The 21,286-nt window shown below is 60.9% G+C and carries 21 protein-coding genes; 15 read left to right on the top strand and 6 right to left on the bottom strand.

Translation table 11 applies throughout. The annotated features are described in order from the left end of the window. The first annotated feature begins 100 nt into the window (after window positions 1–100). From cyoA to D3M59_RS12395, 7 genes are all read left to right on the top strand, one after another. Window positions 101–1,276 carry a ubiquinol oxidase subunit II gene (gene cyoA / locus D3M59_RS11085; protein ID WP_119533740.1) on the top strand — a complete coding sequence of 392 codons (1,176 nt, stop codon included), beginning with the start codon at window positions 101–103 and terminating at the stop codon, window positions 1,274–1,276. Then, window positions 1,263–3,296, top strand: coding sequence for a cytochrome o ubiquinol oxidase subunit I (gene cyoB / locus D3M59_RS11080; protein WP_119533739.1), 2,034 nt, complete (start codon window positions 1,263–1,265; stop codon window positions 3,294–3,296). Before cyoA ends, cyoB begins: the two co-directional genes overlap by 14 nt. A 2-nt stretch (window positions 3,297–3,298) precedes the next feature. Then, window positions 3,299–3,982: a cytochrome o ubiquinol oxidase subunit III gene (gene cyoC, locus D3M59_RS11075; RefSeq protein WP_119533738.1), complete on the top strand. Its 684-nt coding sequence runs from the start codon at window positions 3,299–3,301 to the stop codon at window positions 3,980–3,982. Next, on the top strand, window positions 3,979–4,368 hold the full coding sequence (gene cyoD / locus D3M59_RS11070) for a cytochrome o ubiquinol oxidase subunit IV (protein WP_119533737.1): 390 nt from the start codon (window positions 3,979–3,981) through the stop codon (window positions 4,366–4,368). Before cyoC ends, cyoD begins: the two co-directional genes overlap by 4 nt. After that, window positions 4,365–5,072, top strand: coding sequence for an SURF1 family protein (locus tag D3M59_RS11065; protein WP_199662512.1), 708 nt, complete (start codon window positions 4,365–4,367; stop codon window positions 5,070–5,072). Before cyoD ends, D3M59_RS11065 begins: the two co-directional genes overlap by 4 nt. A gap of 343 nt (window positions 5,073–5,415) precedes the next feature. After that, window positions 5,416–7,029, top strand: a complete 1,614-nt coding sequence (locus tag D3M59_RS11060; RefSeq protein ID WP_119533736.1) for an ATP-binding protein — start codon at window positions 5,416–5,418, stop codon at window positions 7,027–7,029. Next, window positions 7,022–7,612 carry a response regulator transcription factor gene (locus D3M59_RS12395; RefSeq protein ID WP_119533798.1) on the top strand — a complete coding sequence of 197 codons (591 nt, stop codon included), beginning with the start codon at window positions 7,022–7,024 and terminating at the stop codon, window positions 7,610–7,612. The genes D3M59_RS11060 and D3M59_RS12395 overlap by 8 nt, the downstream gene beginning before the upstream one ends. Before the next feature lie 15 nt (window positions 7,613–7,627). Here D3M59_RS12395 and D3M59_RS11050 read toward each other — a convergent pair whose 3' ends face one another. Further along, window positions 7,628–8,773, bottom strand: a complete 1,146-nt coding sequence (locus D3M59_RS11050; protein WP_119533735.1) for an acyl-CoA dehydrogenase family protein — start codon at window positions 8,771–8,773, stop codon at window positions 7,628–7,630. A 46-nt stretch (window positions 8,774–8,819) separates the two neighbouring features. Between D3M59_RS11050 and D3M59_RS11045 the strand changes: the two genes are divergently transcribed. Genes D3M59_RS11045 through amaB form a run of 3 tightly spaced genes read left to right on the top strand, consistent with a single transcriptional unit; the run spans window position 8,820 to window position 12,522 of the window. Beyond that, window positions 8,820–9,899: a CaiB/BaiF CoA transferase family protein gene (locus D3M59_RS11045; protein ID WP_119533734.1), complete on the top strand. Its 1,080-nt coding sequence runs from the start codon at window positions 8,820–8,822 to the stop codon at window positions 9,897–9,899. Then, a complete protein-coding gene (locus D3M59_RS11040; protein ID WP_119533733.1) occupies window positions 9,899–11,053 on the top strand; it encodes an aminotransferase in 1,155 nt (384 codons plus the stop codon). Before D3M59_RS11045 ends, D3M59_RS11040 begins: the two co-directional genes overlap by 1 nt. Beyond that, window positions 11,050–12,522, top strand: coding sequence for an L-piperidine-6-carboxylate dehydrogenase (amaB, locus tag D3M59_RS11035; RefSeq protein ID WP_119533732.1), 1,473 nt, complete (start codon window positions 11,050–11,052; stop codon window positions 12,520–12,522). Before D3M59_RS11040 ends, amaB begins: the two co-directional genes overlap by 4 nt. On the opposite strand, the gene D3M59_RS11030 is transcribed toward amaB, so the two are convergent. Together D3M59_RS11030 and D3M59_RS11025 are read right to left on the bottom strand one after the other, a co-directional pair. Further along, the gene (locus tag D3M59_RS11030) at window positions 12,500–13,339 is read right to left on the bottom strand and encodes an EAL domain-containing protein (protein WP_119533731.1); all 840 of its coding nucleotides are present in this window, start codon (window positions 13,337–13,339) and stop codon (window positions 12,500–12,502) included. The genes amaB and D3M59_RS11030 overlap by 23 nt on opposite strands. Continuing rightward, window positions 13,336–13,719 (bottom strand): response regulator, encoded by a 384-nt coding sequence (locus D3M59_RS11025; RefSeq protein ID WP_158582016.1) that lies wholly within the window; start codon window positions 13,717–13,719, stop codon window positions 13,336–13,338. The genes D3M59_RS11030 and D3M59_RS11025 overlap by 4 nt, the downstream gene beginning before the upstream one ends. A gap of 163 nt (window positions 13,720–13,882) precedes the next feature. Between D3M59_RS11025 and D3M59_RS11020 the strand changes: the two genes are divergently transcribed. Genes D3M59_RS11020 through D3M59_RS11010 form a run of 3 tightly spaced genes read left to right on the top strand, consistent with a single transcriptional unit; the run spans window position 13,883 to window position 15,877 of the window. Next, window positions 13,883–14,587 carry a PilZ domain-containing protein gene (locus D3M59_RS11020; RefSeq protein WP_119533729.1) on the top strand — a complete coding sequence of 235 codons (705 nt, stop codon included), beginning with the start codon at window positions 13,883–13,885 and terminating at the stop codon, window positions 14,585–14,587. Window positions 14,588–14,645: 58 nt separating this feature from the next. Further along, window positions 14,646–15,197, top strand: a complete 552-nt coding sequence (gene msrA, locus D3M59_RS11015; RefSeq protein ID WP_119533728.1) for a peptide-methionine (S)-S-oxide reductase MsrA — start codon at window positions 14,646–14,648, stop codon at window positions 15,195–15,197. A gap of 41 nt (window positions 15,198–15,238) precedes the next feature. Continuing rightward, window positions 15,239–15,877 carry a hypothetical protein gene (locus D3M59_RS11010; RefSeq protein WP_199662510.1) on the top strand — a complete coding sequence of 213 codons (639 nt, stop codon included), beginning with the start codon at window positions 15,239–15,241 and terminating at the stop codon, window positions 15,875–15,877. Between the two features lie 45 nt (window positions 15,878–15,922). On the opposite strand, the gene D3M59_RS11005 is transcribed toward D3M59_RS11010, so the two are convergent. After that, window positions 15,923–16,846, bottom strand: a complete 924-nt coding sequence (locus D3M59_RS11005; RefSeq protein WP_119533797.1) for an L-threonylcarbamoyladenylate synthase — start codon at window positions 16,844–16,846, stop codon at window positions 15,923–15,925. Window positions 16,847–16,892: 46 nt separating this feature from the next. Between D3M59_RS11005 and D3M59_RS11000 the strand changes: the two genes are divergently transcribed. Next, window positions 16,893–18,551: an acyl-CoA dehydrogenase gene (locus D3M59_RS11000; RefSeq protein WP_119533727.1), complete on the top strand. Its 1,659-nt coding sequence runs from the start codon at window positions 16,893–16,895 to the stop codon at window positions 18,549–18,551. Here D3M59_RS11000 and D3M59_RS10995 read toward each other — a convergent pair. Next, window positions 18,548–18,898, bottom strand: coding sequence for a GntR family transcriptional regulator (locus D3M59_RS10995; protein ID WP_119533726.1), 351 nt, complete (start codon window positions 18,896–18,898; stop codon window positions 18,548–18,550). The genes D3M59_RS11000 and D3M59_RS10995 overlap by 4 nt on opposite strands. Window positions 18,899–18,928: 30 nt before the next feature. Further along, window positions 18,929–19,522, bottom strand: coding sequence for a nitroreductase family protein (locus D3M59_RS10990; RefSeq protein ID WP_119533796.1), 594 nt, complete (start codon window positions 19,520–19,522; stop codon window positions 18,929–18,931). 131 nt (window positions 19,523–19,653) lie between these two features. Between D3M59_RS10990 and D3M59_RS10985 the strand changes: the two genes are divergently transcribed. After that, on the top strand, window positions 19,654–21,270 hold the full coding sequence (locus tag D3M59_RS10985) for a peptide MFS transporter (RefSeq protein ID WP_119533725.1): 1,617 nt from the start codon (window positions 19,654–19,656) through the stop codon (window positions 21,268–21,270). Window positions 21,271–21,286 lie beyond the last annotated feature (16 nt).

Here is a 21,286-nt window from a genome sequence, read left to right as displayed (position 1 = left end):
GGGCACGACGACATCGGTGAAATCCCCTATATGATGCGAAACGCAGATGGACAAAAAAATTCCATGTCGAATCCGCTCCTGGGGCGGTAAGGGAGCTTTGATGTCGAAGAGCAGTCTTTCCTTGCCCGCCCGAACCAAACATCTCCTGCTTGTACCGCTGCTGCTGCTTTGCGCGGCCTGCCAGGGCGAGGTGCTGAATCCGGCCGGCGACATCGCGCGCCAGCAACGCGACATCATTTATATTTCAACGGGCTTGATGCTGCTGATCATCATTCCCGTGATGATCCTGATCGTGGTCTTCGCCTGGCGATACCGGAAGGGGAAGGGGGGTACCTATGATCCCAACTTCGACCATTCGACCGCTCTGGAGCTCGTGATCTGGTCGGCTCCGCTGCTTATTATCATCATGCTGGGCGCGCTGACCTGGTCGAGCACCCACCTGCTCGATCCGTTCCGCCCGCTTGATCGGATTTCCGGGGGCAAGGATGCCCAGAAACCCGTCGGAGAGCCGCTGCGCGTGCAGGTCGTGTCGATGGATTGGAAGTGGCTGTTCATCTATCCTGAGCAAGGCGTCGCGACGGTAAATGAACTCGTGCTGCCGGTGGACCGGCAGGTTCGGTTCGACATCACGTCGACCAACATGATGAACACCTTCTACGCGCCAACGCTGGCGGGCATGATTTATGCTATGCCCGGGATGCGGAGCACGCTTCACGCGGTTCTGAACAAGCCCGGGACTTATGAGGGCCTTTCTGCCAATTACAGCGGCGCCGGGTTTAGCGACATGCGTTTCAAGCTGCATGGGGTCGACCAGGCAGGGTTCGATCGCTGGGTCGCCGGCGCGCGCGGATCGGGCAAGGCGCTTGATCTTGCGACGTATCGCCAGCTGGAAAAGCCGAGTGAGAAGGTGCCGGCAATGCGCTTCGCTGCGACCGACGGCGACCTTTTCCGCCGCATCCTCGAGCGCTGCGTCGAGCCGGGCACCAAGTGCATGTCCGAGATCATGGCCCACGACCGCCGCGGCGGTGGTGACCCTCACGATATGCGCCCGGGTGCCGGAATGCCGGGCCGTGCCTCTCAGCCGCCGCACGGCCACAAGCCCGAAGGCGCGATATTCAAGTCGCCGTCGGAAAAAGGTTCGGGCCCGAACGTGACGAAGCCTGCCGATCCCAACAAGGCGTCCGGGACTACCCGGCCGGGCGCTCCTGAAAACCGCAACATGACCGCCATTCATCCCGTGCTCGCGCCGCTTGCCGGCCGCGATGCAGCAGCCTGAATTTCTGGAGCTGACCTCAGTGTTCGACCAGCCGCTCTCCAAGATCATCTTCGGTCGCCTGACCTGGGAATCTTTCCCGATCCACGAGCCGATCCTGCTCGTCACCTTCGCGGTGGTGGTGCTGCTCGGTGCAGGGATGCTTGCCGCCGTCACCAAGTACCGGTTGTGGGGCTGGCTATGGCGCGAGTGGCTGACAAGTGTCGATCACAAGAAGATCGGCATCATGTACATCATTCTTGGCATCATCATGCTGCTTCGCGGCTTTGCCGATGCGCTGATGATGCGCCTCCAGCAGGCGATGGCGTTCGGCGGGAGCGAGGGCTACCTCAACGCCCACCACTACGACCAGATTTTTACCGCCCACGGCACGATCATGATCTTCTTCGTGGCGATCCCGCTGATCGTGGGCATCGTCAACCTGGTCATGCCGCTCCAGATCGGGGCACGCGACGTAGCGTTCCCCTTCCTCAACAGCCTGAGCTTGTGGCTCACCGTTGCTGGTGCGCTGCTGGTCATGGTGTCGCTATTCGTCGGTGAATTTTCCACTGCCGGTTGGCTCAACTACGTGCCGGTCGCCAATGCGGAGAATAGTCCAGGCGTCGGTCCTGATTATTATCTCTGGGCGCTACAGATAGCTGGGGTGGGCACGACATTGTCGGCCATCAACATGGTCACGACCATCCTCAAAATGCGTGCGCCCGGCATGACCATGATGAAGATGCCGGTCTTCACCTGGACCGCGCTTTGCAGCAACGTCCTTGCGATCGCGATCTTCCCCATTTTGACCGGCGCCTTCGCTCTGCTGATGCTCGACCGTTACGTTGGCACGAACTTCTTCACCAACGATCTCGGCGGTAACCCGATGATGTACTGGAACCTAGTGTGGATCTGGGGTCACCCAGAAGTCTACGTTCTGGTCCTGCCGGTGTTCGGCATCTATTCGGAAATCACCTCGACCTTCTCGGGCAAGCGGCTGTTCGGCTATTCGTCGATGGTCTACGCAACAGTCGTCATCACGATCCTGAGCTACCTCGTTTGGCTGCACCACTTCTTCACGATGGGGTCAGGCGCCAGCGTCAACAGTTTCTTCGGCATCGCGACGATGGTCATTTCCATTCCGACGGGTGCGAAGATCTTCAACTGGCTCTTCACCATGTACCGTGGTGAGATCCGGATGGAATTGCCGATGATGTGGGTGGTCGCGTTCATGCTGACCTTCGTGGTTGGCGGCATGACCGGCGTCCTGCTTGCAGTTCCGCCGGCGGACTTCGTTCTGCACAACTCGCTGTTCCTGGTGGCGCACTTCCATAACGTCATCATCGGCGGCATCGTCTTCGGGCTGTTCGCTGGGATGTACTACTGGTTCCCGAAAGCCTTCGGCTTCAAGATGGATGTCTTCTGGGGCAAGATCGTCTTCTGGGGCTGGGTCATCGGCTACTGGGTGGCCTGGACGCCCATCTACATCGTTGGCCTGATGGGTACGACGCGCCGGGTACGGTATTTCGACGATCCGACGCTGCAGCCCTATTTTATCATCGCCGGCATTGGCGCTCTGATTATCCTGGTGGGCATCCTGGCGTTCGTCGTGCAGATCGCGGTCAGCATCAAGAACCGCGAGAAGCTGCGGGATACGACCGGTGACCCATGGGATGGTCGCACACTGGAATGGGCGACCGCGTCGCCGCCGCCCTCCTACAACTTCGCGTTCACGCCGGTCGTCCACGATATCGACGCTTGGTACGACATGAAGAAGCGTGGGGCAGCAAGGCCGCAGGGTGGGTATCAGCCCATCCACATGCCCAAGAACACGGGGGCGGGCGTCATCCTATCCGCCATCGCAATGGTGCTCGGCTTCGCGATGATCTGGTACATGTGGTGGCTCGCGGCTTTGTCCCTTGCGGCACTGTTCATCGTCGCGATCGCTCATACCTTCAACTACGACCGCGACTTCTACGTTAGCGTTGACGAAGTCGAGCGGACCGAAGGCGAGCATCATCGCCTGGCGACGGCGGGGGCCTGAACATGACGACGAAGGCCACTTCCAAGCCCAAGGCAGCGCCGCGCAAGAAGAAGATAGCCGCGGCTGCCGCGACCGTATCGGCTGATCCGACCTTCTACTTGATCGAAGCCGACGATCACCACCACCCGACCGGGGGTGCCACGCTGCTGGGCTTCTGGATCTACCTGATGAGCGATGCGCTGCTGTTCGCAGCGATCTTCGCGACCTTCGGCGTGCTGGGTACCAGCTATGCCGGAGGGCCGACGCCTCGGGAGATTTTCGAGCTTCCGCTGGTCGCGCTCAACACGGCTATCCTGCTGGTGTCGTCCATTACCTACGGCTTCGGCATGCTGGCGATGGAGCAGGGGAAGGCCAAGCTGACGCAGACATGGCTGCTCATCACCGGTTTGCTCGGCGCAAGCTTTGTGGGGATCGAGCTTTACGAGTTCGGTAAGCTGATCGCTGAAGGCGCGACCCCGCAAACAAGCGGTTTCCTGTCGGCCTTCTTCACGCTGGTTGGTACGCACGGGCTGCACGTGACGTTCGGGATCATCTGGATCGTCGTCATGCTGGTGCAGGTCCAGAAGCGCGGCCTGATCCCTGAAAACAAGCGCCGCCTGCTGTGCCTCAGCATGTTCTGGCACTTCCTCGACGTCGTGTGGATCGGCGTCTTCACCTTTGTCTATCTGCTTGGAATGCTGCGATGAGCCCGAACCACGCGACTACCGAACGCGCCGCCGGTACCCACGGCGAAATGGAAGGCCATGGCTCCAAGCGGAGCTACCTGATTGGATTTGGCCTGTCGGCAATTCTGACGGCCATCCCGTTCTGGCTGGTGATGGCCAATCCCCTCGGCAACGACGGTGCTACGGCTGCGCTGGTGATCGTATTCGCTGTCGTTCAGATCCTCGTCCACACGGTCTGCTTCTTGCACGTGAATACGCAGTCGGAAGGCGGTTGGACAATGGTCGCCTACATCTTCACGGGCGTGATCCTGCTGATCACGATCGCCGGCTCGTTGTGGATCATGTATCATCTGAATACCAACATGATGCCCGGCATGATGACGGAGCAGGTGAGCCAGACCCCGTGAAAAAAGGGGAGGCGAAGCGGTTCGGTCTGATCGGGCTTTGCGCCGTCTTTGCACTACTTTTTGCGGGCCTTGGAATATGGCAGCTTCAGCGGCTGCAATGGAAACTCGGCCTCATCGCGAAGGTCGAGCAAAGGATCCATGCTCCTGCCGTACCTGTCCCGAACTCGCGCAGCTGGAAAGATCTGGAGCCTGACTCGATCGAGTATCGGCGCGTCTACGCGGTCGGTACTTTCATTCACGAGAAGGAAGCGCTCGTTGATGCGCTGACGGAGCGGGGACCTGGCTACTGGGTGCTGACGCCACTTCAGACCGCCGATGGCAATATCATAGTCAATCGAGGGTTTGTCCCGCAGGATCGGGCAACACCCAACGCACGGCCCGAAGGGCACCAGGCGCGCATTCAAAAGGTTGAAGGGCTCCTGAGAATCACCGAGCCACACGGCCGTTACCTGCGGCCCAATCGCCCCAATGAGGACAAGTGGTATTCGCGAGACATTGCGGCCATTGCGAAGGCGCGTACCATAGCTGTTGCACCGTTTTTTATCGACGCTGACGCCAAGCCAAATCCGGGAGGATATCCGGTGGGCGGAATGACCGTAGTCCGCTTCCGCAATACCCACCTGATCTATGCAGTTACGTGGTTCGGGCTTGCAGCTCTTGCTGTTGTGGGTCTTTGGCTACTTCGAAAGCCGTCTCGCCGTTAAGCTAAAACGCGGTGCGCGAGGCGACAGAGCGGGGAGAAAAGACGCGAAAAAGGAGCGAGCGGTGCCGAAACCTGGCTGCTCTTCGCATGTCCAAGCGGGAACGACGATGACGCCGCCGCCCCCAGCGTTTGTTGGGGCAAATCAACGACCAGGTACGCCGATCGTCATTACTCGTTTGCCCCCGCAAACGTCCGCGCTAATGAATGCCCCATCGCCTCGCGGCCTTGCCCTACTCGCATTTGATTTACGCTACGGATACCCGGGCTTTTTCCGGGTGGACGGTAACAGCACCTAGGTAAAAATCCGTAGCTTGGCGGAACCTGGAAAATCGTCTCATAGTCCCATGATGCGCGCTGTTCAGTATCGCCGTTCGCCGCGGCTTCCATTCAACGTGACTGCTACTCCGGTTGGGAGAAGCGTTCGGCTCGTAGCCATTCTGCTGGCTTACGCGGCAGTTTTTACTGCCTTGCGAAGCCTTTCCAACCTGTGGGCGATGGGCCAATTCAGCCTTTGGTTTCCTGCCGCAGGATTGCGTTTTGCCTTCCTATGGTTGTTTGGCGCGAAGCTGGCGCCAGCGGCGGCGGTTGCTGAATTGCTGGTGCAACTCTTCACGGGCCAAAATGACCTAGAAACCTCGCCCGTCCTGTCCATCTTGGGAATCATGGGACCGTGCCTCGTATATGGCGCCGTCATCCACCTGGTTCGGTCCGGCGCAGGGCGACGGTCGCCGATATTGCGGTTTGCGCCGCTGCCGTTTGCCCTTGCTGCTATCATCGGGCCGATTGCAGCTTGTGCGGCGGCTCTTCCTTGGGCGGTTCCCCGCGCGCTCGAGAGCGGAACCTTTGAGCTTTCGAGCCTGCTGAAGTCGCTCCTCGTATTCTCACTTGGCGACATGTTGGGAGTGCTGTTCGTGGCTCCGCCTCTGGTCTGGCTTGCCGGGCGCTTAAGCGGGAAGCGCGCGATGCCGATGGCACCCCCGCGCTACGACGTCATTGCCGAGGTGACTGCTATCACCGTGGCCTCTTGGCTACTCGTCTGGGCGATCCTCACTGCGGGGCTCGGACTTCTTCTTGGCCCAATTCTACTCTCTACTTGTTGGACTGGCTTGCGAACGGGGCGGGCTGGAGCCTGGTTCTCAATCCTCCTGGCTGCAGCGTTAGTGCTGCCCGCGACGGAGGACATCGATAGCGAAGCTGTCTTGCTGAGGCTGCACATGCTCCTCGCCTGCATCGCGTCCATCGGGTACCTCGCCGGGAGCTTTGCTGAAGCCGAAGCTCTTTCCAGCGCTGAAATCGCCCGACGGGACCGCATGCTGTACCAGGCCGATCGACTACGAACGTTACGCGCGATGTCGGTCGCCGTGATCCATGAAATCAGCCAGCCTTTGTCCACGATCGCCATCGAGGCGAAAAATCTCGCGACGCAGGATCCGATAGCTGAAGGCGCGGACATGCAAAGGTCCGCTGGCTTGATCGCCCGCAAAGCCCAGGACTTGTCGCAGCTGGTGCGCCGGCTCCGCGGATTTGGCAGCCGTGAAGCTGATGAGCCGTCGCCGATCTGCGTGGGATTTTTTTGTAATGAAATCCTGTCGATTGCTCAACCTGAGGCGAAGCCCAAGCAGGTCTCGATCATCTGTCATGAGGGTCCTGAAGTCGCAGTGCTGGGTCAGGATATCGAGTTGCGGCAAGCGCTCCTCAACCTTGTCAGAAACGCAATCGCGGCGGCACCGGCCGGGTCCACTGTTGACATCTCGCATGAGGTGACGGGCGGCCGTGTTCAAATCCATGTCGACAACGATCCCCCCCAACAACCGCCGGAAGGCGGGATGGGCATCGGTCTGATCGTGGCGCGATCAATCGTGCAGGCGCACGGCGGGACAATCGAAAGAACAAAGATCGGGGAAGATCGTGTTCGTTATACGACCGATCTGCCCACAGTTGGAGATGATGATGAGTAATCAGGGAGAGCAGGCGGTAGTGTATGTCGTGGACGATGATGCCGACCTTGGAGCGTCATTGTCGCGGATGCTAAAGCGCAAAGGCTACGCGGCCGAGCCGTTTGTAAATCCCCAGCAGCTCATCGCTGCATATTCGGAAGCTCCGGCTGCCTGCATCGTGACTGACGTGATGATGGGCGAAATGGATGGCTTTGCGTTTGCCGACGAAGTCCGTCGCATTGATCCAGCCGCGGCCATCATTTTCATGACAGCTTGGCCAACTACGGCCAACGCCGTGGACTCCATCCGCCGCTTCGGTGGCCTCGATTATCTGGAAAAGCCGATTGACGACCAGCGATTGCTAGCCGCGATCGAAGAGGGAGTCGCATGGAGCCGGAAGCGGCGATGCCAGATCGAGCGGACTGCGAAGCTCACACCGCGAGAGCGGGAAGTGTTCGGGCTGCTGGTGAAGGGCCTCTCGAGCAAGGCGATCGCTGCTGAGCTTAAGCTCAGTCCCAAGACGGTCGAAGATCACCGCGCTCAGATATCGGCTAAAACCGGAACGAGCGGTCTTGCCCAGTTGATTGCGCTTGCAACGGAGTAGCTCTTCGAGCGGCGCCTAGCTGATCGTTCGGGAAATCAGTTCTTTCATGATTTCCGACGTGCCACCGTAGATGCGGGCAACCCGGGCATCGCGCCACAAGCGGGCGATGGGATACTCATTCATATAGCCGGCACCACCGTGCAATTGCAGGGCCGTATCGCAGCAGTCCCATTGCATCTCGGTGTGCCAAAGTTTCGCCGCGCTCGCTTCAGCCGGCGTCAGCTTGCCGGCGACGTGCCGCTGGATGGCCCAGTCGAGGTGCGCCCAGCCGACCTGCAAGCGGGCCTTGAGGTCAGCCAACGTGAAGCGCGTGTTCTGAAAGTCTGCAATTCGACGACCGAACGCCTTTCGATCCGAGGTGAACTTGACTGCCTCATCGAACGCCCGCTGCGCGCTGGCCTGGGCCTGCACTGCAATGGAAAGTCGTTCCTGGGGCAATTGCTGCATGAGCATGATGAAGCCGCCATTCTCGGCGCCGAGCAGCCGGTCAGCGGGAAGTTTCACTTCGTCAAAGAAGAGCTCGGACGTATCGTTTCCATGAAGGCCGATCTTGTCGAGGTTGCGGCCCCGGCTGAAGCCTTCATCGCCGGTCTCGACGAGGAACAGTGAGATTCCCTTGGCACCACCTTCTTCGGTCGTGCGAGCGGCAACGATGACGAGGTCGGCACTCTGGCCATTGGTGATGTAGGTCTTGCTGCCGCTGAGCTTCCATCCATTGCCGTCAGCCTTGGCCAACGTCTTCATGCCCTGGAGGTCGCTGCCGGCGCCAGGCTCGGTCATCGCGATGGCGCTGATCGTGCTTCCGGCCACCATTCCTGGAAGGTAACGCTTCTTCTGATCCTCGCTGCCGTAGTGGACGAGGTAGTCTGCGACGATGTCGGATTGAAGCGTGAAGCCGGCAGCGGACCCCATGTAGCTTATCTCTTCGCCAACGATCGCGTTGAAGGCGAAGTCCAGGCCCGGGCCGCCGTAAGCTTCTGGAACCTGCGGGCATAGAAGCCCAGCCGCTCCGACTTTCTCCCAGGCCTCGCGCTCGACGATACCATCACGTTCATGGGCATCGAGCCGAGGTTCGATCACGTCCGCGAGGACACGGCGAACGGTTTCGCGAAAGGCACGGTGGTCTTCGTTGAATAGCGAGCGGTCTTCGGCGTCGAGCATGTGCGGGATGCTAGCGCGATCAGAACAGCCTAGCTAGCGTGACGCCATGACAGGGCCATTAGCCGGACTGAAGATCATCGAGATGGCGGGACTTGGGCCTGGCCCATTCGCGGCGATGATGCTTGCCGATCATGGAGCGGAAGTTGTTCGCGTTGAGCGGGCAGGGATGATCGGCGTTCCTAACGATCCACTGCTCCGCAATCGCAAGTCGATCTCACTGAATCTCAAGCGCGAGGAATGTCGCGAAGTCGTACGGCGCTTGGCGGGGACCGCCAACGGATTGGTTGAAGGCTATCGACCTGGCGTGATGGAGAGGCTGGGCCTCGGGCCGGAGGACCTGCTCAAGGCCAATGACAAGCTGGTCTATGGCCGGGTGACCGGTTGGGGCCAGTCGGGGCCGCTGGCCAAGGAGGCCGGGCACGACATCAATTATATCGCGATAAGCGGACTGCTTCACGGCATCGGACCGAAGGAGCGACCCATCGCGCCCGTTAATTACCTTGGCGACTATGCGGGCGGCGGAATGATGCTGGCCTTCGGAATGGTGTCGGCGCTCCTCGCCGTTCAGCGAGGCGGAGAGGGGCAGGTGATCGATGCCGCAATGAGCGACGGCGCGGCACTGACCGGTGCACTAACCTACGGAATGCGCGCAGCTGGACTGTGGCGGGACGAGCGAGAGGCGAACCTCCTCGACGGCGGCGAGCCAATCTACGGCATTTATCGCTGCCTCGACGGAAAGTTCGTCGCAGTGGGAGCAATTGAGCCGCAATTCCAGGCGGCGCTCTATAAGGGACTGGCGCTTGCACCCGGCGCCGACCGGGAACAGATCGCCACGGTATTCAAGTCGCGCACCCGTGACGCATGGGCCGCTCACTTCATCGGCACCGATGCCTGTGTTGCCCCCGTGCTGGACTTGGGCGAGGCGCCGGTTCATCCGCACAACATTGCGCGTCGGACGTTCGTCGACATCGAGGGCGTGTTCCAGCCGTCACCGGCGCCGCGCTATTCCGACAGTCCGCTCGCCCGGCCCGAGCCTCCCCGGCGCGAAGGCGCGGACGGCGAGACAATCCTTGAAGGGCTTGGCTATGGACCGGAAGAGATTCGGGCGATCCTGAAAGGCGACTAGTGCATCCGCTTTACGAACAGATGGAAACGAGCGTGTTCGAGCGCATGTCGCTCGCGGCCGCGAAACATGGCGCGGTGAACCTTGGCCAGGGCTTTCCTGATTTTGGCTGGCCGGACGAGATCCTGAAGGCTGCAGCGAATGCAGTGGTCGTAGGCTCCAATCAATATGCGCCGTCGCGAGGTCTGCCAGCGCTCCGCGCTGCGGTGGCAGAGCATTACGGACGCCACCACGGACTGGATCTTGCTGCCGACCATGTCTGCGTTACGAGCGGAGCGACCGAAGCGCTGGCGGCGGCGATCCTGGCGACCGTTGAACCCGGCGACGAGGTGATCCTGCTCACCCCGGCCTATGATGCCTATGCGCCGCTAATCCGAAGGGCAGGGGGGATTGCTCGCGAAGTAGCACTCCAGCCACCGGACTGGCGCATTGAGCGGGCGGCTCTCGAAGCTGCCGTGACGCAAAAGACGCGCGCGCTGGTCTTCAACAACCCCCATAATCCGACAGGTCGATTGTTCGATGCAGAGGAGCTCTCGGCGATTGCTGAAATCGCAGTAGCGCATGATCTGGTCGTCATCGCCGACGAGGTTTGGGAGCATGTCCTCCTCGATGGGAAGAGTTTCGTGCCCATCGCGTCACTGCCGGGAATGGAACAGCGGACGTTGAAGTGCGGGTCGGCCGGCAAGATCTTCTCGCTGACGGGCTGGAAGATCGGTTGGGTGGTGTCCTCTCCAGAGATGGCCAGCCTGGCAGCTCGTGCTCACCAGTTTCTGACATTCGCAAGCGCCCCGAATTTGCAGGCGGCAGTGGCGTTCGGGATGGCGGAAGGTGATGCATGGCTGCAGCCTATGCGGGACCGTTTTGCCAGTGCCCGCAACCGGATGATGGAGGGGCTCGAGGCGGTAGGTTACGCGGTGCTACCGAGTGCATCGACCTATTTCCTGTGCGTCGACCTCGCGGCATCCGGCATTGAACTGGATGACGAGGCGTTCGCGAAATTGGCCGTCGAACAGGCCGGTGTTGCGGCCGTTCCCCTGTCCCCATTCGCCGATCAGGATAAACCAAGACATATGATCAGGCTCTGTTTTGCCAAGCGAGATGACACGATCGATGCGGGCGTAGCTGCATTGGCAAAGGCAAGGGAGTTGGCGCGATGAGCCCCGCTGAGGAAACGGCCAAACTTTTGGCATCGCTGGGAGTGAGGACCGAGGGATCGCTTGTGAGCCAGTCGCCGATCGACGGCGCGGCCATTGGCAGTGTTGCTGAAGCTACCAATGGTGAGGTCGAGCAGGCCTGTTTGGTCGCAGCAGAGGCGTTTGTTCAGTGGCGGACAGTACCCGCTCCCCGACGCGGCGAACTGATCCGCCTGCTGGGTGAGGAGCTACGCAACGCAAAGGAGTCCTTGGCCCGCCTGGTCACGCTTGAAGCTGGAAAGATTGTTCAGGAGGGCCTGGGCGAAGTCCAGGAGATGATCGACATCTGCGACTATGCCGTGGGTCTGTCGCGTCAGCTTTACGGCCTGACGATCGCAAGTGAACGCGCAGATCACCGCATGATGGAGCAATGGCATCCACTCGGTGTCGTTGGCGTGATCACGGCGTTCAACTTTCCCGTGGCCGTCTGGGCATGGAACGCGGCTCTTGCAGTCGTGTGCGGGAATCCAGTGATCTGGAAGCCGAGCGAAAAGACACCGCTGGTCGCGGCGGCCGTGATGGCGCTTGCGAAGCGCGCCCTCGATCGGTTTGGCCATGCGCCGCAAGGGTTGCTGCAATGTCTCCAAGGTGGGCGCGAGGTTGGCGAGGCTCTGGTTGATGACACGCGCGTCGCCTTGGTGTCGGCTACCGGGTCAACGGCAATGGGCCGGGTGGTTGGCCCTCGAGTAGCTCAGCGATTTGGACGCTCGCTGCTCGAGCTTGGCGGCAATAACGCGATGATCGTTGGCCCGTCGGCCGACCTCAAACTCGCCGAACGTGCGGTTCTATTCTCTGCAGCCGGAACAGCCGGCCAGCGTTGCACGACGTTGCGGCGGCTGATTGTGCATGAATCGATCGCCGACGAGTTTGTCGCTCGATTGAAGACCTTGTTTGCCGGCATTCGCGTCGGCGATCCCAGGGAAGAAACCACGCTGGTGGGTCCCCTGATCGACGAAGCCGCCTTCCGTGCCATGAACGAGGCAATGGACGGCAAGGCGGAGCGCATCGAGGTTGAGGGCGACGGGTATTACGTACGTCCGGCCATCGTCGAAGTGGATGCTCAACGGGGCATGGTGCTCAAAGAGACGTTCGCGCCCATCCTCTATGTCCTTCGTTATTGGGAGTTGGACGAGGCGATCGCGCTCAATAATGGCGTGGTCCAGGGCTTAAGTTCCTCCATCTTCACGAACGATCTTCGAGAAGCCGAGCGTTTTCTTTCGGCTGCCGGCTCCGATTGCGGCATCGCCAACGTCAATATCGGTCCGTCTGGAGCAGAGATCGGCGGAGCGTTCGGAGGCGAAAAAGAGACCGGCGGTGGGCGTGAGAGCGGCTCTGACAGCTGGCGAGCCTATATGCGAAGAGCTACCAATACGATCAATTACGGTACCGAGCTGCCGTTAGCGCAGGGAATCAAATTCGACGTCGCGCCCTGACAAGGAGTTCGGGCTCCTCGTCGACCAGCGTTTCCCAGCGTTCCCGCCATTCCACGCGCCAATCTTGGAGTGCGTCGGCCTCAAGGGGGCGGGCGACGAAGAACCCTTGGGCAGTGTCGCAGCCGAGGTCCCGCAAAAGCCGAAGCTGCTCGACAGTTTCAACGCCTTCTGCCGTAACCGTCAGGCCGAGGCCATGCGCCAGGTCGATGATGCTTTTCACGATCAGCGCACTGTCCTTGGAGCTGGGCGCATCTTCGATGAAGAACCGATCGATCTTGAGCTCGGTAAACGGAAGCTGGCGAAGCTGCATTAGCGTTGAATAGCCGACACCGAAGTCGTCGATTGCGAGGCCGATACCCTTGATCCGGAACCGGGTGAGCGTGTCCATCAGCTTAACCAGCGGCTGGGTCGCGCCTTCAGTCAGCTCCAGAACGAGCCGGTCTGTCGGCACGTTGAGCGCGCGGCACATGCGTTCGACAAGGTCCGGAAAGTCGAGATGATCGAGGCTGAGCGCGGAAATGTTGAACGCGAGGCAGGTGTCGAGCCCTTGCTCTTGCCACTTAAGCCATTGGCGCAACGTCGTCCGCAGTCCCCAGTTGGTCAACTGATCGATGAGACCATGCTCTTCGGCCAGCGGCACGAATTTCGACGGGGATATGGCTCCCAATTTCGGATCGTCCCAGCGAACCAGGGCTTCCACGCGCCGTAGCCGTCCGTCGGTGAGCGAGACCTTTGGTTGGTACACCATCCGCAAGCGGCCGTTGATCAGCGCCCGCTCGAAGCCGTCCAGCAGCCCGAGGTCGGATTGTGCGATCATTGCACCAGCGTGGGCCTCAGGTTGTTGAGAATGGCCTCAATGTCCTCCAGTCGCGTGGGTTTTTCAAGCGGACCCACCATTTGAAGGCCGAGCGTCAAGCCCAGACGAAAGGCGCTTTCCAAAATGCGGCGGTCGAAGCCCGAGATAATGAGGACAGGCTCTTTGAAGGCTTCGTCGGCAAGGAAACGCAGCAATTCGACCCCGTCCATGCCTGGCATGCCTAGGTCGATCGTCACCATCTGAGGCCGACTTTCGCGGAATTTATCCCGGAATTCCTGGTCGGTTCGGGTCACGGCGGGCAGGAAGCCGCACATCTTGGCGGCTTGGGCCACGAAGTCCGCTAGTGCCGGCTCGTCATCAATCAAAAGCAACTTGGGCAACGGCATTCGCGATTTGTCTCCTGCGCCCATTACCCGAGCTTTGTATGAGTTCTCATCAGCTTTCCGGGCGGGCGTCAAACGGGTGAAACGGCTTTTTAACCCAAATGAGCCTAACGTCCCGGATTGAAGCGTTTTTCATTGGATCTGGAGAGGGAGCGCACGCATGTTCGGGACGCTCATCCGGCGTAAGCAGAACCTTAGGCCGCTTGGCGACGATAATGTCGCCTTCGAGTCGACGACTTTTTCGCTGTCCACCGCCGTGCCCAAGCCCGCAGAGCGCCGCGATGACGACCGGCTGATGGCAATGCTCCGGGTTGCTAAACTCATTGACCAGACCGGTCGCGAGCAACTGATCCGGGTCCGCAATGTCTCCGCCGGAGGACTGATGGCCGAGCTAGGCCATCCCATCGAGGTAGGCACCAGCGTGAGTATTGAACTCTCGTCGCAAAAGATTGCCTCGACCGTTGTCTGGACACGTGAAGGCACGGCAGGCTTCAAGTTCGATCAGACCATCGACCTTGGCGAACTGCTGGCTGGCCGCAAGCAACGGCACGGCTTTCGCCCGCGTCCGCCGCGGCTCGAAGTCAATTGCAAGGCCAACATCAAACTTGGCGATCGCTACTACACCGTCGATGTCCATGACATTTCGCTTGGTGGCCTGAAGGTTGAGCCGATCGAAGAATATTGTCTGGGTAAGAAGGTCGTGGTCGTAGTGGAGAGTCTGCGGCCGGTGCGCGGTGAGGTTCGCTGGTTTGCGGACCGCAAGGCAGGCATCGTGTTCGACCAGCCACTTACCTTCGAAGAGCTGGCAGAGTGGGTGGGCAAGCGCCTGGAAATGGCGACGTTGAAGGCGAGCCGGAAGAATTAGGGCCTTCTAGTCCTGAGCTGTCGTTCCTATCTCCCGTTCGATACGGAGGAGATTGACGATGGCGGATGAAGTCGCGGTTCTGGCGGGCGGATGCTTCTGGTGCACGGAGGCCGTGTTCCTCGACGTCGTCGGCGTGAAGACCGTGGAGAGCGGCTATACCGGCGGCCAGACTGTCAATCCGACCTATAAGCAGGTCTGCGGCGGCGATACCGGTCATGCTGAAGCAATCCGGATCACGTTCGACAACGAGCAACTGAGCTTCGATGACCTGCTGGACATCTTCTTTGCCATTCATGACCCGACCCAGCTAAACCGGCAGGGCAACGACGTCGGCACCCAGTACCGCAGCGCTATCTTTCCGCAGGACGAAGGCCAGGAGGCGACAGCTCACGCCGCCATTGAGCGCGCGAACTCGGAGCATGACGGCAAGGTTGTGACGACTATTGAGCCGAAGGCGGAGTGGTACCCGGCCGAAGATTATCACCAGGACTATTGGGCGGGCGAAGGGCAGAGCAATCCCTATTGCATCGCAGTTATCCCGCCCAAGCTTGCCAAGCTCAGGAAGAGTTTCCAGGCAAAGGTAAAGGCGCAGGAAACCGTCAAAATATAATGGCCGGTTAAGCTTTGCTGCTACCTCAAGCTCGCCAAATCATGGCGAGTTTGGGGGGTATTTTCATGAAATCCATATTGTTTGGCGCGGCAGTTGCCGCGCTGTTTGCTGTGCCTGCGACCGCACAGACGGTGCACGCGGCGCCAATCGCTGCACCAGTGTCGAGCAATGCGATGCTTCGGGTCGGAACGGAGGTTCCTCTCCGACTGCTCGAAGAGCTCACCACCAAGGGCAAGAAGCTGCGGGTGGGGCAGCGTTTCAGGCTAGAGACCACGGAAGCCGTGATGGTGCAGGGCGTCCAAGTCATTCCAGCAGGCAGCCCGGCCGTCGGCGAAATTACCGACGTGCGCAACAAGGGGATGTGGGGCAAGTCGGGTCACCTTGGCGCCCGTCTGTTGTACGTGACCGTTAATGGACGTCAGATCCGACTGAGCGGAGCATTCGACGACAAGGGCGTTGCCGGCGGCGTGGGGGCGGTTGCTGTGTCGGCCATTGTTTTCCTGCCGGCCGGCTTCTTCATGACCGGCACGAGCGCTCGTGTGCCGGTCGGTGCAATGGTCAAGGGCTTCATCGATGAAGACGTCCAGCTGTCGATCCAGGCCAGTGCGCCGGCACCGTTGACCGTGCAAGCGCCGGCTCCGGTCGTCGTGACGCCTGCTGCGGCAGGCATCGGCAAGTAAGTCCGATTTGTAAGTAGCTGCGTGTCGCGTCCTTGCGACGCGCAGCTATTGCGGCGCAGCGGCTCTTTTCAATCGGTCTCTGATCGCTGCAGCAATGCCGTCGCCCGGCACTGGTGCCACCGCGATGCGCGCCTGGGAGGCGTCGTCTGCCAGGTGCAGGAGCTCGAACAGCCGTGCAGCCGCCTCTACCGCGTCGCCGGTCTCGCTGAGACTTGCATCTCCACGAACAGGACCGAAGCCGATGAGGTATTCATCATCCTCGGCTTCGATCGCATCGAGCCTCAGCGGCTTGTGCGGTGCATAGTGGCTGGCGAGCTGGCCGGGCGCCTCGATCGACCCGCCAACACCTTCGTCGGCCGCGATATTGATTGGGCCTCGGCGCAACAGGCGTAGCGGACCGCCGGTCGCCGCGACGATGGTGGACTCGATCCCGCGCTGCGTCGCCCCGCTGTCAATGATCAACGGGATCCGGCCGTCGAGCGATGCCAGGACATGGCTGGCGCGGGTAGGGCTGATCCGGCCGCTGGCGTTGGCCGAGGGTGCGGCCAGAGGCTTACCGGTCTCCTTTAGCAGGGCCTGCATTGCCGGGTGGGCAGGAACGCGAAGCGCGATGGATGGAAGGCCGGCGGTCACGATGCTGGCGATCGATGACCCTTCGCGCAGAGGCACAACGATCGTCAGTGGCCCGGGCCAATGCTCCGTGGCGAGCGCCTTCGCATGCTCGTCGAACACGCCAATTTGCTCCGCAGTCGCCAAGTCGGGGACATGGACGATCAACGGATTGAAGCTGGGACGACCCTTTGCTGCGTAGATGCGCGCCACTGCCTCGCCGTTGGTGGCATCGGCCGCAAGCCCGTAAACGGTCTCGGTCGGAACAGCGACAGGCTGGCCATCGAGGATCAGGCGCGCGGCCTCGGAAATTGCCTCGGCGTTATACGGCAATACGCGTGTCTCGGGTGGAAGAGCCATGAAGCGCCCGCTATAGCCCAACGGCTTCAGCATCAAGGGATCGCCAATGAGCTTCACAGCCCCCGTCCGTGACCAGCGACTGACGCTGGATAGTGTCGTGAAGATCAGCGAGCTCGCGAATGGGCCGGACAGCGAGATGGTTGATGCCGTGCTGGAAGGCGCCGCGGCCCTAGCTGAGGGCGAGTTCGCGCCCTTGTCCCGGTCGGGCGATACGCAAGGCGCGCGCTGGGACAATGGGGCCGTGACAACGCCGCGCGGGTTCAAACAGGCCTGGAATGCTTTCGTTGAGGGTGGGTGGATGACGCTCGCCGCGCCGGAGCACCACGGCGGGCAGGGATTGCCGTTCGCCTTGTCGGCTGCCCTGATGGATAATCTCAATGCCGCGAATGTCGGCTTTGCTCTTTGCCCGATGCTTTCGATGGGAGCGATTGAGGCGCTTGAGCAGCACGGCTCCGAAGAACTGAAGCGTGATTACCTGCCGAAGATTGTTTCGGGCGAATGGCCCGCCACCATGAATCTCACCGAGCCTCAGGCGGGCAGCGATGTAGGTGCGCTAAAAACGCGGGCAGAACCGAATCCCGACGGCAGCTGGCGGATCACCGGCACCAAGATTTTCATCACTTATGGCGAGCATGACCTGAGTGAGCAGATTCTGCACCTCGTACTCGCTCGCACCCACGGATCGCCCGAAGGTACACGGGGGATTTCATTGTTCCTCGTCCCGAAGATCTTGCCCGATGGCAGCCGCAACGACCTCAGGTGCGTATCGATCGAACATAAGATGGGCATTCATGCCTCGCCGACCTGCGTGATGAGTTATGGCGATCATGGCGGTGCGACCGGCTGGCTGGTCGGACCGGAAAATGGCGGCATGGCCGCCATGTTCACCATGATGAATAATGCCCGTTTGAATGTCGGCCTGCAGGGCGTCGGCATTGCGGAAGCTGCAACTCAGCGCGCCGTGGCCTATGCGCTCGACCGAAAGCAGGGGGTTCGCAACCGCCTGCCTGTCGCCATTGCCGAGCATCCGGATGTTCGGCGGATGTTGCTTCGCATGAGGGCTCTGACGATGGGGGCTAGGGCACTGGCTTATTACGCGTTCGGGCAGGTTGATCGCGGCGTGCGAGGGGATCCGCAAGCGGTGCTTCGTGCCGACGTTCTGACACCGCTCGTCAAGGCGTGGTGCACCGATGTCGGCTGTGAAGTGGCGAGCCTTGGCGTACAGGTCCACGGTGGCATGGGCTATATCGAGGAGACCGGCGCGGCTCAGCACCTACGCGACGCAAGAATCGCCCCAATCTACGAAGGTACGAACGGAATTCAGGCCGCCGACCTGGTCGGCCGCAAGCTGGGTCTCGACGGTGGATTGGCGTTCGACGAACTGATCGCTGACATTGAAGCTGAAACCCAGCATCCCGGGCTGATTGCCCTTACAGATGCAGTGGAAATCGCAGCCGCCAGCTTGCGCGAAGCCGCGCCCGACGACCGGCTGGCAGGGAGCTATCCCTTCCTGACCATGTGTTCGGTCATGACAGCGGGCTGGCTCATTGAGCGGATGGCGCTGAGCGAGCAGGCGGATGGAAGGACCAAGGCCGCTGCCGATTATTTCCTGTCGGTAGTCGTGCCCGAAGCGCTCGGACTTGGCGCTGCAGCCGAAGTCGGCGCGGCGCTACTTTACACGGTGCCGGCGGAAGAATTGGCCTAGGCGCGCTGCAGCAACTCGGCTGGATCGATACCGAGCCGGGCCATCCGGTCGCGAATGGCTGGCCATTCGGTGCTGATGAAAGCGTTGCGCTCTGAATTTCGGAGCCGCGCCTGTGCGCCGGGAGCGACGAACATGCCGACACCCCGCTTCACGATGATCAGTCCTTCGTCCTGAAAGCCCTGGTAGGCCTTGGCGACGGTGAGTGGGTTAGCGCCCTCTTCGGCGGCGAGCGCCCGGACCGACGGAAGAGGATCGCCGTCCTTGTAACGACCGACGAGAATCGCGTCGGCAATGACCTCGCGGAGGCGGACGTAAACGGGCTTTTCGTGTGATGAGCTAAGCGTCATGCTGTGACAATACAGCAAGGCGGATAAAGTTCAATCATATTCAGGTGGTTGCCATTCGCGGACCAGATCCGACAGGGCGGGGCGAGGCCGTTCCTCGAGCGGGATGCGGGGGCTTCCAAGAAAAAGAAAACCTGCGATGCGCTCGTCTGGCCTGCAAAAGGCGTTACGCACCCGGGGCGAATAGGCGGCCCAGCCCGTGATCCAACCGCCGACGTAGCCGAGCGCGTGCGTTGCATGGAGCAGGTTCATGGCGACGGCTCCGCAGCTCAGTTCCTGCTCCCAAACCGGAATCTTGTGCTCTTTTACAGGTGCTGAGATGGCAACGACCAGCGTCGGCGCTTGGTGCGCGAACTCGAGCGCTTTTGCATAATGAGCGGCGTTGGCCTCCGGATCATGCTCGGGAAGCGCACGGGCGAGGAGGTCAGCAAGTGCCTGTCGTTGCCGCGGTCCGACGATGACAAAGCGCCAGGGAGCGAGCTTCCCATGGTCGGGAGTGCGGGTGGCGATGGTCAGGATTTGCTGAAGTTCTGTCTCTGAGGGACCCGGCGCGACCATGTCACGAGGTCGTCCCGAACGTCGGGTTTGCAGGAGCGCTAGGGCGGAAGAGCGGTCATTCAGGGTCATGCCGTTCGCATAGCCATGCAAGCCATTGGCAACAATCGGCTTCACAACCGCAAATTCCCCGTTAGGTTGCGCGCCAACTATAACAGGCGTGCCCGCGCGAGGCGCGCCGATCAACCGGAGGAGAACGCCTCGTGGCGCCCGAAACCGTCATTCCCGCGATTGCCGCGGCATTTCTGATCTTATTGCTCGGCGGAGGCGCGGTTATTGCCGCCTCCGGCAAACAGGAAGTCTTTGGTCACCCCAAGGGCCTCTACATGCTCTTCTTTGCCGAAATGTGGGAGCGCTTCTCCTACTACGGCATGCGGGCACTGCTGATTTTCTACCTGACTAAGCACTGGCTGTTCGACGACGGTAAGTCGAACCTCATCTACGGTGCCTACACCAGCCTCGTGTACATCACGCCAGTGCTGGGCGGCTATCTGGCGGACCGCTATCTTGGTCAGCGGAAAGCCGTGCTGTTCGGCGCGATCCTGCTGACCTGCGGTCACTTCCTGATGGCGTTCGAGGGCACAGGTGGCCAGTCGGACCCGACGATCAACATCTTCTGGGCGGCCCTGTCGTTCATCATCGTTGGTTCGGGCTTCCTCAAGGCGAACATCTCGGTGATGGTCGGCCAGCTTTACGGCCTGACCGACACGCGCCGCGACGGCGCTTACACCATCTTCTACATGGGCATTAACGTCGGCGCCGCGATCGGCACCATTCTCGCCGGTTACCTCGGCGAGACCTATGGCTGGCGTTACGGCTTCGGGGCGGCGGGTCTCGGCATGTTGCTGGGCCTGGTCGTGTTCGTGTTCGGCAAGGGCGTCCTGCGCGGCGCCGGTGAAGCACCGGCCCGCGTCGAAGGCTCGAAGCCGGTCAGCGACACGCTGCTCTATGCGATCGGCCTTGGCGCCGTCGCTGTCTGCTGGGCGCTGATCCAGTACCAGGATGTCATCGAAGGCCTGCTGTGGGTCTCCGGTATCCTGCTGCTCGGCTACGTCCTGTGGCAGGCGTTTAAGCTTGACAAGGAGCCTCGCGAACGCATCTTCGCCATCCTGTTCCTTATTGCTCTAAACCCCCTGTTCTGGGGTCTCTTCGAACAGGCCGGCGGCAGCCTCAACCTCTACACGGACCGCTTCGTCGACCGTGCGGGTGTCCCGGCTTCGCTGTTCCAGTCGATCAACCCGATCTACATCATCCTTCTCGCTCCGCTCTTTGCGGGCCTGTGGGTGTGGCTAGGCAAGCGTAACCTGGAGCCTTCCGCTCCTGCCAAGTTCGGCCTCGCCCTGCTTCAGGTCGGCGCTGGCTTCCTCGTCTTCGTGATCGGCGCCAACACGGTCGGTCCGGCGGCGATGACGCCGGTCATCTTCGTGTTCCTGATCTACCTGCTGCACACTACTGGCGAACTCTGCCTCAGCCCGGTCGGTCTCAGCGCGATGAACCGGCTTGCGCCAAAGTTCATGGCGTCGCTGATCATGGGTGCGTGGTTCTACATGACCGCAGTCGGCAACTTTGTCGCCGGCAAGATCGGTGAAGCCACCGGCGGCCATGACGGCGAGATGACCAAGGAAGCGACGCTCGCGGTGTACAACCAGATCGGCTGGATTACTGTCGGCGCGGCTGTTGTTGTCCTGGCGCTGTCTCCGATCGTGAAGAAGTGGATGCACCTCGACACGCTGAAGGATGACCGCAATCTGGCCGGCGATCGTGAGCTTGGCGAACCGCAGGCCGCGGGAACCAACCTCAGCGGAGAGGCCAAGGCCTGATGCGCGTAAATGGGGG

Source organism: Sphingomonas edaphi (assembly GCF_003583725.1).
Classification (GTDB): Bacteria; Pseudomonadota; Alphaproteobacteria; order Sphingomonadales; family Sphingomonadaceae; genus Sphingomicrobium; species Sphingomicrobium edaphi.
Note: the sequence above shows the minus strand (reverse complement) of the source record. Positions and strands in the feature narration are given on the sequence as shown.

What these genes read in the sequence shown, in the direction of transcription:
- D3M59_RS11060 (WP_119533736.1), top strand. Translation starts at nt 5,416, where the DNA reads ATGATGCGCGCTGTTCAGTATCGCCGTTCGCCGCGGCTTCCATTCAAC.
- D3M59_RS11030 (WP_119533731.1), bottom strand. Translation starts at nt 13,339, where the DNA reads ATGATCGCACAATCCGACCTCGGGCTGCTGGACGGCTTCGAGCGGGCG.
- cyoB (WP_119533739.1), top strand. Translation starts at nt 1,263, where the DNA reads ATGCAGCAGCCTGAATTTCTGGAGCTGACCTCAGTGTTCGACCAGCCG.
- D3M59_RS11045 (WP_119533734.1), top strand. Translation starts at nt 8,820, where the DNA reads ATGACAGGGCCATTAGCCGGACTGAAGATCATCGAGATGGCGGGACTT.
- msrA (WP_119533728.1), top strand. Translation starts at nt 14,646, where the DNA reads ATGGCGGATGAAGTCGCGGTTCTGGCGGGCGGATGCTTCTGGTGCACG.
- D3M59_RS11020 (WP_119533729.1), top strand. Translation starts at nt 13,883, where the DNA reads ATGTTCGGGACGCTCATCCGGCGTAAGCAGAACCTTAGGCCGCTTGGC.
- cyoA (WP_119533740.1), top strand. Translation starts at nt 101, where the DNA reads ATGTCGAAGAGCAGTCTTTCCTTGCCCGCCCGAACCAAACATCTCCTG.
- D3M59_RS12395 (WP_119533798.1), top strand. Translation starts at nt 7,022, where the DNA reads ATGAGTAATCAGGGAGAGCAGGCGGTAGTGTATGTCGTGGACGATGAT.
- D3M59_RS11050 (WP_119533735.1), bottom strand. Translation starts at nt 8,773, where the DNA reads ATGCTCGACGCCGAAGACCGCTCGCTATTCAACGAAGACCACCGTGCC.
- D3M59_RS10990 (WP_119533796.1), bottom strand. Translation starts at nt 19,522, where the DNA reads ATGACCCTGAATGACCGCTCTTCCGCCCTAGCGCTCCTGCAAACCCGA.
- cyoD (WP_119533737.1), top strand. Translation starts at nt 3,979, where the DNA reads ATGAGCCCGAACCACGCGACTACCGAACGCGCCGCCGGTACCCACGGC.
- cyoC (WP_119533738.1), top strand. Translation starts at nt 3,299, where the DNA reads ATGACGACGAAGGCCACTTCCAAGCCCAAGGCAGCGCCGCGCAAGAAG.
- D3M59_RS11010 (WP_199662510.1), top strand. Translation starts at nt 15,239, where the DNA reads ATGGCGAGTTTGGGGGGTATTTTCATGAAATCCATATTGTTTGGCGCG.
- amaB (WP_119533732.1), top strand. Translation starts at nt 11,050, where the DNA reads ATGAGCCCCGCTGAGGAAACGGCCAAACTTTTGGCATCGCTGGGAGTG.
- D3M59_RS11005 (WP_119533797.1), bottom strand. Translation starts at nt 16,846, where the DNA reads ATGGCTCTTCCACCCGAGACACGCGTATTGCCGTATAACGCCGAGGCA.
- D3M59_RS11000 (WP_119533727.1), top strand. Translation starts at nt 16,893, where the DNA reads ATGAGCTTCACAGCCCCCGTCCGTGACCAGCGACTGACGCTGGATAGT.
- D3M59_RS10995 (WP_119533726.1), bottom strand. Translation starts at nt 18,898, where the DNA reads ATGACGCTTAGCTCATCACACGAAAAGCCCGTTTACGTCCGCCTCCGC.